Source organism: Bradyrhizobium sp. Ce-3 (genome assembly GCF_022835695.1).
Classification (GTDB): Bacteria; Pseudomonadota; Alphaproteobacteria; order Rhizobiales; family Xanthobacteraceae; genus Bradyrhizobium.
In genome coordinates this window covers 23455-38541 of record NZ_BQUV01000016.1, presented here as the reverse complement: position 1 = coordinate 38541, position 15087 = coordinate 23455, and the positions used below count along the sequence as shown (strand labels likewise).

Here is a 15087-nt window from a genome sequence, read left to right as displayed (position 1 = left end):
CGAGGACAGATCAATGACCAAGTACACGGATATCGGCGTCGAGACCCACGGCCATGTCGGCCTGATCGAAATCCGCAAGCCGCCGCTGAATTTCTTCGACGTCGCGCTGATCAACCAGATCGCCGACGCGCTTGAAGAGATCGACAACAACATCGAGATCCGCGCCTCGGTGCTCGCAGCCCAGGGCAAGGCGTTCTGCGCCGGCGCCAATTTCGGCGATCCGGCCCGCCAGGAGCAGGAGGAGCGCGCCAAGAGCGACCCGGCCTCCAACCTGCCGATCAACCATCTTTACGTCCAGGCGGTGCGCATCTTCCGCAACAAGAAGCCGATCGTCGCGGCGATCCACGGCGCCGCGATCGGCGGCGGGCTCGGCCTTGCGGTCTCCGCCGACTTCCGCGTCGCCTGCCCCGAGGCGCGCTTCGCGGCGAATTTCACCAAGCTCGGCTTCCACCCGGGCTTCGGCCTGACCACGACGCTGCCGGAGCTGATCGGCAAGAACAATGCCGAGCTGATGTTCTACACCAGCCGCCGCGTCACCGGCGAAGAGGCCTATCGCTGGGGCCTCGCCAACGTGCTGGTGCCGCAGGACCAGGTGCGGGCTGAAGCGATGAAGCTCGCGCAGGAGATCGCCGAATGCTCGCCGCTCGGCCTGGTCTCGACCCGCGCCACCATGCGCGCCGGCCTCGCCGACCGCGTGCTCGCCGCGACGAACCACGAGCTGGAAGAGCAGACCAAGCTGCGCGCGACCGAAGACTTCAAGGAAGGCGTCAAGGCCACCGCCGAGCGCCGCGTCGCCAACTTCAAGGGGCGGTGAGCTCTCGCGCACGTCTCTCTCAACACGGGTCGTCCCGGCGAAAGCCGGGACCCATAACCACCGAACTGAGTTGGAAGAGAAGCCGTCTCCCCTTGTGCCCTTTCCGCGGGCCGCGGCGTATGGGTCCCGGCCTTCGCCGGGACGACGTCGGGAGATAGCTCGCTAATCCCTCGGCACCACCAGCGCATCGACGATCGTGACGCCCTGCCCCTCCGGGTGCACCAGCACCGGGTTGACCTCGATCTCGGCGATCTCGTTTGCATGCTGCGCCGCCAGCACCGAAATCTGCGAGATCAGCCGCGCCAGCGCCGCGACATCCGCCTTCGGCGCACCGCGAAAACCGTGCAGCAGCGGCGCGGCCTTCAGCGTCTCCAGCATCGTGGTCGCCTCGGCCGGGCTGACCGGCGCCGGGCGATAGACCACGTCCTTGAACAACTCCGTGGTGACGCCGCCGAGCCCCACCATCACCATCGGCCCGAAGGTCGCATCCGTCATGGTGCCGACGATGATTTCCACGCCCTTCTTCGCCATCGGCCCGACCAGCACGCCCTGGATCGCAGCATCCGGCCGCGCCTTCTGCACGCTCTCCAGCATGTCGCGATAGGCGGTGAACGCCGCACCCTTGGCGGCGATGTTGACGCGGACGCCGCCGACCTCGCTCTTGTGCGCGATCGCGGGCGACTGGATCTTCATGACCAGCGGAAACCCGGCGCGCTCGATCGCGGCGTCGAGCCCGTCACGATCGGTCACCAGCACCTCGCCCGGCAACGCGATGCCGGCGGCGCGCAGCAGCGACTTGCTGTCATGTTCCGAGAGCGTCTTCGCTTTCAGATGGGCGGAGAGATCGTGCGCCGGCGCCGCCGACGCCGTCACGCCAGGCGCGGGTTTGAAGGCTGCGTAATCCGCCAGCCGTCGCATCGCGACACCGACATGGGTCAGCCCCGAGAGCACCACCACGCCCGATTTCGCCAGCTCCTGCCGCGCGAACTGCGACGGCAGCGTGTAGGAATAGAACACCACCGGCTTGTTCTGCGCCGAGATCAGAGGCTTCAGCTCGGCTTCCTTGAACGGCATCCGCGTCTCGCTCGACAGCGACAGCACGACCAGCGTCGCATCCACTTCATCGGACGCGTCGAACAGCTCGATGCTCTTCTGCAGGCCGCCGGAGGAGACACCCTGCGCCGTCACGTCGACCGGATTGCCCGCCGCGCCGTAGGACGGCATCCATTGCCTGATCTGGCCCTGAATATCGGCCGAAAGCTCGGGCACGCGCATGCCCTGCATCGACACGGTGTCGGCGCCCCAGATGCCGGCACCGCCGGACACCGTCAGCACCGCGACGCGGTCGCCCTTCGGCAGCGGGTTGGTGGTGAGAACCGCGGCGATGGTCACCGCCTCGTCGAGATCGTTGGAGACGATGAAGCCGTATTTGGCGAACACCGCGTCATAGGCCGCCGACCAGCCCGCCATGCTCGCGGTGTGCGAGGCCGCCGCGCGCTCGCCGGCGCCGGAGCGGCCCACTTTGGTGACGATGACGGGCTTCTTGAGCTGCGCCGCGCGCTTCGCCGCCGCCAGGAACTTGTCGACGTCGCGGATGCCCTCGATGAACAGCAGGATCACGTCGGTCGAGGCATCCTGCACCATGTAGTCGAGGAACTCGCCGGCACCGAGATCGCTCTCATTGCCGGCGCTGACGACGTAGCTGAGCGCGACACCAAGCGCCCTGGCGCGATGATAGATCGCAAAGCCGATGCCGCCGCTCTGCGCGACGATGCCGATCCGCCGCTGGCTGGCGACCAGATCAGGCGCATCCGGCTTGACGTCGACAGTCGGGCTGAAGGTCGCGGCGACCTTCTGCACCTGGCTGTAGAAACCCTCGGCGTTCGGACCGGAGATCCGCATCCCCGTTCGCCTTGCCAGCGCCACGATCGCGTCCTGCATCGCTGCGCTGTCGCCGCCCTCCTCGGCAAAGCCCGAGGAGATGATGACCGCGTTCCTGACGCCGGCGGCCGCACACTGCTCCAGTGCCGGCAGCGCGGCACGCGCGGGAATCACGATGACGGCAAGATCGATCGGCGCGCCGATCTCGGCGATCGACTTGAAGCATCTCAAGCCGTCGATCTCGTCATAGTTCGGATTGATCGGATAGAGCGCGCCGGGATAGCCGTTCTTGCGCAGCATCGCGAGCAGCCGGCCGGGAATCTTCTCGTGATCACGCGAGGCGCCGATCAGCGCGATGCTCTCTGGGGCGAAGAAGGAATCGAGCGGATGCGGCATGGGGGCGTTCCAATTGTTCTTGTTGAGAGCCACGATATTGGATCGCAGCCGCCGGCTCAATCCTGCGTCCGTCATCCTGAGGAGGCCGCAACGCGGTCGTCTCGAAGGATGACGGGTCTGATAGATGCCGTAGCCCGGATGGAGCGCAGCGCAATCCGGGGCCGCTCTAACCGCGGAGAGTGCGGTCCCGGATTTCGCTTCGCTTCATCCGGGCTACGAAGATCACGCTGTCAGCTTGAACGTCACGCCGCAAAGCTGGAACTGATCGCCATCAACAGCACAGCCCCTTGCTTTCGCGGCCTCCAGCACCTTGGCTTTGTCCGCGACCTTGAACGTCAGACCGCCCATGATCTCGCTGTCGCCCTTGGCGAAGCGGAAGATCGCATTCGGCAGCTTCACCACGGTGCCGTCGGCGGGAATGCCGACGATCCTGCCCCAATGCGCCGCCAACCCCTCCGGCTCGGGGCTCTGCATCTCGACCTCGGTCAGCGCCAAAGTCGTGTCCTTGCGGATCGACTTCTGCCAGTCCGGGCCGGCCGGCGGGTACGGCCCCAGCACATCGTCGCTGCCGTCGGTGTGGTTGAACTCGATGAAGGCGGCGCGGCAGTCGCGCGGGTGCAGTTGCACGCCGTGATACGGCGCGTGGGTGATCACGTTGGCAGTGCGCACGCCGATCGCATTGGCCCTGGCGCCGCGCGCGTCGGGATCCTCGCAAGCGAAGATCGCCATGTAGCCGCCGCGGCCGCCGGTCTTCTCGATGAAGCGGCCGGCCGCGGTGCCGGGCCCCGGCTGGAACGGAGCGACCACTTCCAGCAGAATGATATCGACCGGCAGCAGCGCGTTCTCCAGCCCGTACTTGGCGACGTTGCCGTCGCGGTAGCAGACATCGAGGCCCATGATCGCAGAGATGTCAGCGATCACGGGCGCGAGCTGCGGCGCCACCAGGCAGATCTGCCGCAACCGCATGTACTCGGCCATGTGATTGGTCACGGCTTTACTGCCCCTGGAAGGTGGGCTTGCGCTTCTCGACGAAGGCCTTCGCCGCTTCCTTGTGGTCAGTGGTCTCGCCGGCGCGGGTATGGTGGATCGCCTCGCCGTCGAAGCAGGCTTCCAGCGTCATGGTCTCGGCATTGTTGATGTTGCGCTTGATGTAACCGAGCGCCACCGACGGTCCCTGCGCCAGCGAGCGCGCCAGTTCCAGCGCCTCGGCCTCGACATCGGCATCGGGCACCACCTTGGAGACCATGCCGAGATTGTAGGCTTCCTGCGCCGACAGCACCGGCGACATCATGTAGAGCTCGCGCGCCTTGGCGCTGCCGAGCATCTTGGTCAGGAAATAGGTGCCGCCGTAGTCGCCGGAGAAGCCGACCTTGGCAAACGCGGTGGTGATCTTGCAGGAGGCGCTGGCGACGCGCAGGTCGCAGGACAGCGCGATCGAGAGGCCCGCCCCGGCCGCCGCACCATCGAGCTGCGCCACCACCGGCTTCGGCATCGTGTGCAGGATCCGCGAGACCTCCATGCCGCGGCGGAGGTTGGCCATCTTGGCCTCGAACGGCAGCGGCGCGCGGCCTTCCGCCATCGACTTGACGTCGCCGCCGACGCAGAAGGTGCCGCCGGCGCCACGGATCAGCACTGCCCGCACCTCGGTATCATCCTGCGCGCGCCGCGCCGCCTCGACGAGGCCGCGCGTCATGTCGGGATTGAGCGCATTGCGCCGATCCGGACGGTTCATGGTGATGGTGAGCAGGCCCTGCTCGAGGGATTGGAGAACCATCTGATTATCGCTCATGGCATTTTGCCTTTCGTTGTTGTTGGTTAGACCTTTACGTCGTCATTGCGAGGAGCGAAGCGACGAAGCAATCCATGCCTCCGGTTTGGCGAGATGGATTGCTTCGCTTCGCTCGCAATGACGGGACACCGATCGTCCTATTTTTTCACGAGCGGGCAGCGCGATTCCGACAGCGGCTGGAACGCCTGGTCGCCGGGCACGGTCGCGAGCAGCTTGTAGTCGTCCCAGCGTCCCTTGGATTCCGAGGGCTTCTTGACCTCGAACAAATACATGTCGTGCACCATGCGGCCGTCCTCGCGGATCCGGCCGTTCTTGGCGAACATGTCGTTGATCGGGGTCTCCTTCATCACCTTCATGACGGCGGCCGCGTCCGTGGTGCCGGCGGCTTTCACCGCCTGCAGATAGTGCAGCACGGAGGAGTAGACGCCGGCCTGGGCCGAGGTCGGCACCCGCTTGGTGCGCTCCATGAAGCGCTTGGTGAAGGCGCGGGTGTCGTCATTGAGGTCCCAATAGAACGCCTCCGCGAGCAGCAGCCCCTGCGCGGTCTCGAGCCCGACGCTGTCGATGTCGGTCACGAAAGCCAGCAGCGGCGAGATCTTCTGGCCGCCCTTGGTGATGCCGAACTCGGCGCCCTGCTTGATCGCGTTGATGGTGTCGCCGCCGGCATTGGCGAGCCCGATCACCTTGGCTTTCGAGGCCTGCGCCTGCAGCAGGAAGGAGGAGAAATCCGAGGTGTTGATCGGATGCCGCACGCTGCCGAGCACCTTGCCGCCCGACTTCACCACGACATTGCTGGTGTCCTTTTCCAGGTCCTGGCCAAACGCATAGTCCGCGGTCAGGAAGAACCAGGTGTCGAGGCCGGATTTCACCGCGGCAAGGCCGGTCACATTGGCCTGCGCGAAGGTGTCGAACACGTAGTGCACGGTATAGGGGCCGCAGGCCTCGTTGGAGAGCCGGATCGAGCCCGGGCCGTTGAACATGATGATCTTGCCGCGTGCCTTGGCGATCTCGCCGGCGGCCAGCGCAGTCGCCGAAGCAGCGACGTCAAAAATCATCTCGACGCCCTGGTTGTCGATCATGTCGCGGGCGATGTTGGCGGCAAGGTCGGCCTTGTTGAGATGGTCGCCGACCACGATCTCGATCTTGCGGCCGAGCACCGTGCCGCCGAAGTCCTCCGCCGCCATCTTGGCCGCGGTTTCGCTGCCCGAGCCGGTGATGTCGGCGTAGAGGCTCGACATGTCGAGGATGCCGCCGAGCTTCAGCGGAGGCTTGTCCTGCGCCAGCGACGCATTCGCCGAGATCGCAAACACACAGGCCAACACGCCGGCCAAAACCCGTCTCATTCAAAATCCTCCCCTTGAGATGCGGACCTCGTTCCACAAGGTCCGTTTCGAGGGCCGGATCATGCCGCATGGCCCGCAGTGCAGCAAGCCGCAGCGGCAGCAATCTGTTTTCCGCTAGCCGGAATGACGCGATGCGATTAGAGATGAAAATCGGGCACGGTCTGCCAGGGCGTTCCGGCCGGCAGCCCGAGGAACAGGTACTGCATGCCATAGTGTCCGGCGAACGCGGTGGCGGTCGCGTCCATGATGACGTGGCCGCCCAGATCGAGATGCAGTTCTGGCCTCGTGATGGCGCCGATCGTATAGGCCGGCACCACGGTCTCGTTGACGTGCAGCGCATCGAAGGCGGCGGACACGGCCGACAGCGAGGCCGCATTGCCGGCCAGGTCGACCACGCTTGCGCCGTTGGCGGCGAAGCCGGTCACCGCCAGCGAGGATGCGCGATCGGTCGACGACACGATGTGATCGAACACCAGCTTCGAGGGATCGCCGAGCAGCGTCGTGGCGGCGGCATCGTAGATCGCGCTGCCGCCGTCGTTCAGCGTCAGTGTCGGCGTGCCGCCATTGACGCGAACCGCCTCGCTGAAGCCGACCGTCAGTTGCACCAGCGTGCCCGGCGCCGCAACGCCGCCTGACGGCGTCGCCGTGATCCCGGTGAGATGCGGTGCGGTCGTATCGAGGGTGAAGGTCAGGCTGGACGACGCGCTGACATTGCCGGCGGCATCGACCTCCTGCACCGTCACGGAGTGGACGCCATCCGTCGTGAATGTCGGCGCCACCGTCGAGAAGCCCGACGCACCGTCGGCCTTGAAGCGGAGCGTGTCGGCCGCATCGGCCTTGTAATAGTCGATCAGCGTATTGCCGGTGATGTGATCGGCACCCGAGAAGCCGGTGTCCTGGTGCAGAAACAGCGCCGGCACCGAGGGCGCCTTCGTGTCGCCGCTGAAATTGACCGAGCTGCTTGCCGCACCGACATTGCCGGCGATGTCGGTGTAGCTCGCGCCGGTGACCGACAAACTGGCCGACAGATGGTTGGTGACGTCAGGCGTGAAGATCGCAGTGTAGACATCCTGGCCGGCGCCGTTGAGGCCGACATGGACCAGGCTGCCGAGCAGGCCGCCGTGCACGGTGACATCGCCGAGCCCGAAGCCCGCGACCGCCTCCGAGAAGGTGAAGGTCATCAGCGCCGCGTCGCCCGCGTGCAGCACGCTATGGTCGGCCGCCACCGACACCGTCGGCGCATGGGTGTCGCCGCCGATCGTCGCGGTGTTGCTCGCCGCGCCGACATTGCCGGCATCATCGGTATAACTGGAGGCCGTGATCCGGATCGAGCCCGCCAACACATCGTTGATATCTGGCGTGAACAGCGCCGTGTAGACGTCCTGGCCCGACCCGTTGAGCCCGACATGGACCAGGCTGCTCAGCGCCCCGCCGGCGACGGCGGTATCGCCGAGCGCAAAGCCCGCGACGTGCTCGGAGAAGGTGAAGGTGACAACCGACGTCTGCCCGGCCAGCACCCTGCTCGGGCTCGCCACGACCGACACCGTCGGAGCCTTGGTGTCGCCGGTGAAATTGACGGCGTTGCTTGCCGCACCGGCGTTGCCGGCAACGTCGGTATAGCTTGACGCCGCGACCTGCACCGAGCCTGCCTCGGTGTTGCTTTCGTCCGGCGTGAAGATCGCGGTGAAGACGTCCTGGCCCGATCCATTGACGCCGACATGGACCAGATTGCCCAGCGCGCCACCATGTACGGCGACGTCACCGAGCGCGAAGCTTGCGACCTCTTCGGAGAAGGTGAATGTCACCAGCGCAGTCTGGCCCGCCAGCAGCGCATTACGGTCAGCCGCGATCGACACCGTCGGCGCCAGCGTATCGCCGCCGATCGTCGCGGCGTTGCTCGCCGCACCTGCGTTGCCGGACAGATCGGTGTAGCTCGATGCATTGACCTTCACCGAGCCGGTTTCGGTGTCGCTGACATCGGGCGTGAAGGTCGCGGTGTAGACATCCTGACCCGCGCCATTGAGCCCGACATGCACCAGATTGCTCAGCGCGCCGCCGTGAACGGTGGTGCCGCCAAGAGTGAAGCCGGAGACGGCCTCGGAGAAGGTGAAGGTCGCGACCGAGACATCGCCGGCCAGCACCGCGTCTGGATTGAGCGTGACGGAGACCGTCGGCGCCTTGGTATCGCCGGTGAAGCTCACCGTATTGCTGACCCCACCGGCATTGCCGGCCGTGTCGCTGTAACTCGAAGCATTGACCTGCACCGAGCCGGCCTCGGCGTTGGTGACGTCGGGCGTGAAGGTTGCCGTGTAGATGTCCTGGCCGGCGCCGTTGACGCCGACATGGACAAGGCTGCCCAGCGTGCCGCCGCTGACGCTGACATCGCCGAGCGCGAAGCCCGCCACGGCCTCGGAGAAGGTGAAGGTCACGACTGCGGTCTGGCCGGCCAGCAACGTGCTGTGGTCGGCCGAGACCGACACCGTCGGCGCCTTGGTGTCGCCGGTGAAGTTGATCGTGTTGCTCGACGCGCCGGTATTGCCGGCGACGTCGGCATAGCTTGAGGCGTTGACCTGGACCGAGCCCGCTTCGGCGTTGGTCACGTCGGGCGTGAAGGTTGCGGTGTAGACATCATGGCCGGAGCCGTCGATGCCGACATGGGTGAGGTTGCCCAACGTACCGCCGCTGACCGTGACATCGCCGAGCCCGAAGCCGGTGACCGCCTCGGAGAAGGTGAAGGTGACGAGCGCGCTATCTCCGGCGGTCAGCGCAGTATGATCGGCAGTGACCTGCACCGTCGGCGCCTTGGTGTCGCCGGTGAAATTGATCGCGCTGCTCGCCGCACCGGCGTTGCCGGCCGTGTCGGTATAGCTCGATGCGTTGACCTGCACCGAACCTGCCTCGGTGTTGGTCACATCGGGCGTGAAGGTCGCCGTGTAGATGTCCTGGTGCGAGGCATTGACGCCGACATGGACGAGATTGCTCAGCGTGCCGCCGCTCACCGTCGTGTCCGACAGCGCGAAGCCGGTGACTGCCTCGGAGAAGGTGAAAGTGACGGTCGAGGTCTGCCCGGCCAGCAGCGAGGTCTGACTCGCGGCAACCGACACGGTCGGGGCGACCGCGTCGATCACGAGATGGAGGTCGGTCGCCGCATGGGTGACGTCGGCGTCCTGGCCACCGGGATCCTTGATGCTGCCGCTGTTGAGCGAAAGGCTCTGCACCTGCAGATCCGACGTGCTGTCGCCGGCCTGCACGGTGTAGCTGAACACCAGCACCTGCGAGCCGCTGCCGCTGACATAGGTCGCGACCTTGCCGTCGTTGAGCAGCAACTCGGGCGCGCCGGCCACGCTCACAATGTTGCTAAAATTGACTGATATGGTGACCACCTTGCCGGTGTTCAGCGTCGTGAGATGACCGGTGGTGTCAGCCGTGACCGAGGCGATGCTCGCCTGCGACCGGATCTCCAGATGCGGCGAGGCCGAGCCGTCGGACGCCAGCATCAGCGAGCCGAACGAGGCGCCGGTTCCAAAACTCAGGGTCAGCGAGGCGAGCGTCGTGCCACTGCCGCTCTTCACCAGCAGCACGCCGTTCGCATAGGACAGCGTGGCCGTCGCGTCATAGGCGAGATTGCCGAAGTCGATGGTATCGCCGCCGGCAAAGCCGGTGATCGACGTGCCGAACGAGGCGCCGGAGAATGCCGCGGCATCGAGCACGAGTTTCTCGGTAGAGCCGTCGGTGAAGGCGATCGATCCCGTTCCCGCCGCGCCGTTCGCCGCGAGTTCGAGGATCGAGCCCTTGATGACGGTGCCGCCCGAATAGGTGTTGTGCGCCGACAGCACCAGCCGGCCGCCGCCGGTCACCTCGACGTCGCCCGGCGTCGCGCCGTCCGAGATCACGCCGCTTTGGGTCACGGTCTCGCCGGCCGCGACGTTGAAGACCGGATCACCCGCAACGGTGATGTTGCGGGTCTGCGTGAAGCCGTCGGTGAAGCTGATGCCGGTGCCGTCGCCCAGCTTCAGCACGTTGGTCACCGCGCCGAGATTGACGTTGGACGAAATCGACACCCTTGTGCCGGTGCCGCTGACGGTTGTGTTGCCGGTGTAGCTGTTGTTGCCGCCGAGAACGACGGTGCCGCCGCCGCTGATCGCGAGGCCGCCCATCCCTGCATTCGCAGCGGTGCCGCCATTGCCGCTCTGGTCCGCGATGTCGTTGGCGACCGTCAGCGTCTGGCCGCTGCCAGGTGCAAAGCTGAGAGTGTTGTTGCCCTGGATGAAGATGCCGGACCCGATGCCCGAGCCGCTGGCTTGGCCGATGCCATTGGTGCCGCCCTTGACGGCATTGAAGCCGGAATCGTTGGAGAGCGAGCCGCCCTTGATGGTCAGCGAGCCGCCTTGCTCGACGAAGACCGTGCCGCCAGCGCCAAGGCCGCCACCGCCGCCCGCCGTGCCATCACCGCCGCCGAAGCCGCCGAGCCCACTGACGCCACCACCGCCGCCGAAGCCGCCATTGCCGCCATAGCCGCCGCCGCCACCGAAACCACCATTGCCGAACGCCCCGCCGCCACCGCCGTAGCCACCATTGCCGCCGTCGATTGCGTTACCGCCGCCGACGCCGCCGCCGGTGCCGTGCGCGCGGTTATTGTTGCCGAAGAAGCCACCCGCGCCGCCGCCGCCGCCGTTGGCGCCGCCCGTTCCGCCATACCAGTAAAGAAGGGTCCCGCTTCCGTATGGGATCAGGTAGCCATCGACTCCCTTGCCGCCCCCCGCGGCGCCGGGGACGATGCCGGCGGACCCGTTCTGAAATGCGGCGGAGTTCGCACCCTGCGCGTGAAGACCGATGCCGCCACCGCTGCTGTTTCCGCCTTGGCCCCCCATGCCGCCACCGCCGCCGAAGCCGTCGATGTTGGCGTTGCTCGCGGTGCTACCGGTTCCGCCGTTACCGCCGATCGCGGCACTGTTGTGAAACACGACATTGTCGATCGTGACGCTGCCGTTCGACGAGACGAACAGCCCGCCGCCGAGCCCGGCGCCGCCGCCGCCGCCGCCCTGGATGACGCCGCCACCGGCAGCCACCGTGTTCTGGATGGTCAGGTTCTCGAGATTGACGCTGCCGGCATAGACGAAGAAGCCGCGCTGTGCATTGAGGCCGTCGATCGTGTGCGTGCCGCCGTGGCCATCGCTGCCGTTGACCGTGACGCTCGATCCGCTCAAGAGATTGAGCGCATACAACTCCGACGTCAGGTTGAAATTCGCGGTGATGTTGATCGTGTAGTTGGCATTCGCCGCGGCGTTAACCCCGCCGGAATCCATCTGCAGGATGGCGGCGTTGAGTTCGGCGACGTTGGAGACATTGAAGACGCGGGTCGACACGACCTGAACGATCGTTCCACCGTTCGCATCCTGCGAGAGCTGAAAACTGGTGCCGGCGCCGACCCCGGCAAGGGTCAGCGTATCGGTCGTGGTGCCGTTCGAGATCGAGAGCGTATTGCCGGACAGGCTGACCGTGTTGAGCGACGGAGTCTGAGTGTTGTACTGCAACCCGGTCAGGTCGATGAACTGGCCCGGATTGAAGTTCACAATCGTGTTGGTGAACGCATTGCCGGTCAGCGCAGCGTTGTCGATCTTCAGCGTACCGACAATGCCTGACGTGAACGAGATGTTGCCGGTTCCGGCAGCGCCGGCCGCGGTAAGCCACACCGTGCCGGAATAGATCGTCGTGCTGCCGTAGCTATTGGCGGCATGGCCAAGCACCAGCGTGCCGCCGCCGTCGATGCCGAGATTGCCGCTGCCGGTTACGAGGGCGGTGTCGGTGACGGTCTTGCCGTTCGCGATCGACAGGATCGAATTGCCGCTGAGCGAAAGCGTGTCGTCGAACGTGCCGTTCGATGTCAGCGACAGATGCGCGCTGCTCAGTCCGAACGTCCCGGTCAAACCTGCGAGCTGACCCATCCCGAGCTGCAAGGTGCCTGCACCGGACAGAATGAACGTGCCGGAGCCGCTGATCGAGCCGGTGTCGGCGATTGTGCCCGACGAAATATCGAAGGTGCCGCCATTGGCGGTGACCTGAATGTCGTGCGTGAAGGTGTAGCCGCCGGTCGTGGTCAGCATGCCGCCGTTGAGGATCAGCGCGCCGGCCGAGCCGCCGATGTTGTTGTCGGCCGTGATCGACAGGACGTTGCCACTGTCGATCTGCGTGCCGCCGACATAGCTGCTCGCACCTGTCAACGTCAGGGTGCCGCCTCCAGAGACGACCAGTTTGCCGGTCGTGCCGCTGCCGCTGATGCCTCGTTCGTCAGCGATCGAATCGGCGATCGTCAGCGTCGTCGATATCGTCGGCCCGCCGGCGAATGGGGAGGAGACGGTGTGCGTCGGGGTGACGACCATCGTGCCCTGGATGAAGATATCGCCGTAGGCCGAACCGTCGCCTGCGCCGTTGGCGCCGGTGCCGCCGGTCTCGGTCGCGCCCGACAACGTGCCGCCGATGACGGTGAGCTTGCCGCCCTGCTGAACGAAGATGTTGCCGCCGGCGCCTAACCCACCACCACCGCCGCCGGCGAGCGAGCCGCTGCCCGCGCCAAAGCCGCCGGTGCCGGGCGCGCCGTTCGAACCGCCGCCGCCGCCGCCGAAGCCGCCATTGCCGCCGGTATGCGCGTATCCGCTGCCGTTGCCGGAGCCACCACCACCACCGGCGAAACCGCCATTGCCGCCGCCATAGATGCCGCCGCCGCCACCGCCGCCCATGCCGCCGGCGCCGCCATAGCCGATGACGTTGCCAGAAGGGCCGCCGCCGACCGAGTTGCCACCGCCAATGCCGCCGCCGCCACCACCGACACCGCCGGCGCCACCGCCGCCGTCTGCGCCGCCGGCGGCGTGCGCGCCGAAGCCGATGCCGCCGTAATTATCGGCGCTCTGCCCGCCGCCCGGACCGACGACGGTTGCCGGTGTGCCGCCGGAGGTCTGCGAACCGGGCGAAGGATGCTGCGAGTCATAGCCGGCCTCGCTGTACCCGTTGCCGCCAATGCCATGGTAGCCGTAGTAGTCCTGGCCACCGAAGCCGCCACCACCGCCGCCGCCGCCATTGCCGCTGCCGCCGTCGGCGCCGATGCCGCCGCCGCCACCGCCGCCGCCTGCCGGATCGACCGCGCCACCGTTGCCGCCTTTGGCGGTATTGCTGCCGAAGTTGACGTTGTTGAGCGTGACGTCGGCGTTCTGCCCAACGAACAGGCCACCGCCGAGGCCTGCGCCGCCGCCGCCACCACCGACCCCGCCATTGCCGCCGCTCGCAACCGCGTTGATGATCGAGAGATTCTTGAACGTGACCGTGCCGGATGTGACGACGAAGCCCTGGTAGCCGCGCGCGTCGATGACGTCGCTATAGTCCTGTCCGCCGAGCTGGTTGTTGTAGTCGTTGCTGCCGTCGAAGGTGAGCGTCGAGCCGCTCATCAGGTTGATGGCCGGCAGATCGTCCAGCAGCGATACCGTGCGCGAGCCTGACGTGAGCGAGAATTTGATGATGTAGTCGGTGTCGGCAGCAGCGAAACTTCCGCCGACGCTGATGGCGTGGATCGCACCGTAGAGCTGGAGATACTCGTCGAGCGTATTGCTGATCGACAGCGTGAGAACAACGGGGTCCGACACAAAGCCCTCGGCAATATCAATGAGCGATCACGATGGGTCGCTGTTTCAAAAAATTGCTGATTAGTTACCTCTCATCGCAAGTCATTGGCAACAATAACGAATTCTCATTCCGCGCACGGAGTCGCGATGGTCAAAAGGTAAGGTTGATGCGCGCGAAGGCCGCGCTTACGCGACTCGGACCGCAATTTTCGGCACGACAAGGGACATACGAGACGCGTTGGTCCCGCAGCGGCCATGCATCGATGTGAAACAGGGCTCTGGTGGCTGCGCGCGATGAGAAGCGCCGCAAGGAATCGATCGGCCATGCGTCGCCGCATCACGGTCGGCCCCGCTGATGCGGCCTCGCTTCGCTTGTGGCTCAGAGGCGATCTTTCCGTCAGACTGTCTCGGCAAGGACGCTCCGACCGGAGCGTGCCGGAGCGACGAGTGCAGCATGACGCCACCACGCGATAGAGCATGGCGTTGCCGCCTGCGAGCGGTGACAACGACAGCCTGCGCGCTCGCGATCGGCGCATGCATCGGACGCGCCGAAGCCGCCGGATGCAATTTCGAGATTCAGGGCGAGGGTCGCGTGGCCGCGGTGGTCGATGCGCGCAGCTTTCGGCTCGACGATGGTCGCGAGGTCAAGCTCGCCGGCATCGAGGTCGCGGACCGGACAAAAGCCACGGCAGCTCTGACGGCCCTGCTGGTCGGCCGTGACGTGACGCTGCGCGGCCAGGACGACACGCCGGACCGCTACGGCCGGCAGCAGGCCTACGCGTTCCTCGAAGGCCAAGAGCTGCCCGTGCAGGGTGAGTTGCTGCGCCAGGGCCTCGCATTGGTGTCGTCCGAGATCGCCGACAAGGACTGCGCCACGGCGCTGATGACGGCGGAGGGCGCGGCGCGGACCGCCCGATCGGGAACCTGGGCCGAGGCCACGGTCATAAAAAACGCCGAAAGTCCCGACGATATTTTGGCCGGGATCGGGCGCTTTACAGTGGTCGAGGGCCGGGTTTTGACCGTGCGTCAGGCGGGGGCGACGACCTACCTGAATTTCGGCCGAAACTGGACACGGGACTTTGCTCTGACTATTTCAAGGCGCATAGTCCCTGCGTTCGAGGCGGCCGGGCTTTCGCCCAAGTCTCTGGAAAATCGTAGGATTCGTGTGCGAGGCTGGGTGGAAGCACGACGTGGGCCACGAATCGAGTTGCTCCGGGTGGGGCAGATTGAAGTGCTCGGCGGGAACTAGGG

General features: G+C 66.1%; 7 protein-coding genes. 2 read left to right on the top strand and 5 right to left on the bottom strand.

All coding sequences use genetic code 11. The annotated features are described in order from the left end of the window. Window positions 1-13: 13 nt before the first annotated feature. Window positions 14-814, top strand: a complete 801-nt coding sequence (locus tag BRSPCE3_RS35445; protein ID WP_244071704.1) for an enoyl-CoA hydratase/isomerase family protein — start codon at window positions 14-16, stop codon at window positions 812-814. A 162-nt stretch (window positions 815-976) separates the two neighbouring features. Here the strand turns inward: BRSPCE3_RS35445 and BRSPCE3_RS35440 are convergent, their stop codons facing one another. The 5 genes from BRSPCE3_RS35440 to BRSPCE3_RS36100 form a co-directional block, all read right to left on the bottom strand. Continuing rightward, a complete protein-coding gene (locus tag BRSPCE3_RS35440) occupies window positions 977-3091 on the bottom strand; it encodes an acetate--CoA ligase family protein (protein ID WP_244071702.1) in 2115 nt (704 codons plus the stop codon). 222 nt (window positions 3092-3313) lie between these two features. After that, window positions 3314-4069: a hypothetical protein gene (locus tag BRSPCE3_RS35435; RefSeq protein WP_244071738.1), complete on the bottom strand. Its 756-nt coding sequence runs from the start codon at window positions 4067-4069 to the stop codon at window positions 3314-3316. Window positions 4070-4085: 16 nt separating this feature from the next. Next, window positions 4086-4880, bottom strand: coding sequence for an enoyl-CoA hydratase (locus tag BRSPCE3_RS35430; protein WP_244071700.1), 795 nt, complete (start codon window positions 4878-4880; stop codon window positions 4086-4088). 137 nt (window positions 4881-5017) lie between these two features. Further along, window positions 5018-6223 (bottom strand): ABC transporter substrate-binding protein, encoded by a 1206-nt coding sequence (locus tag BRSPCE3_RS35425; protein WP_244071698.1) that lies wholly within the window; start codon window positions 6221-6223, stop codon window positions 5018-5020. Window positions 6224-6360: 137 nt separating this feature from the next. After that, window positions 6361-13857, bottom strand: a complete 7497-nt coding sequence (locus tag BRSPCE3_RS36100; protein WP_283843192.1) for an Ig-like domain-containing protein — start codon at window positions 13855-13857, stop codon at window positions 6361-6363. A gap of 433 nt (window positions 13858-14290) precedes the next feature. Between BRSPCE3_RS36100 and BRSPCE3_RS35395 the strand changes: the two genes are divergently transcribed. Next, window positions 14291-15085 (top strand): thermonuclease family protein, encoded by a 795-nt coding sequence (locus BRSPCE3_RS35395; RefSeq protein ID WP_244071696.1) that lies wholly within the window; start codon window positions 14291-14293, stop codon window positions 15083-15085. Window positions 15086-15087 lie beyond the last annotated feature (2 nt).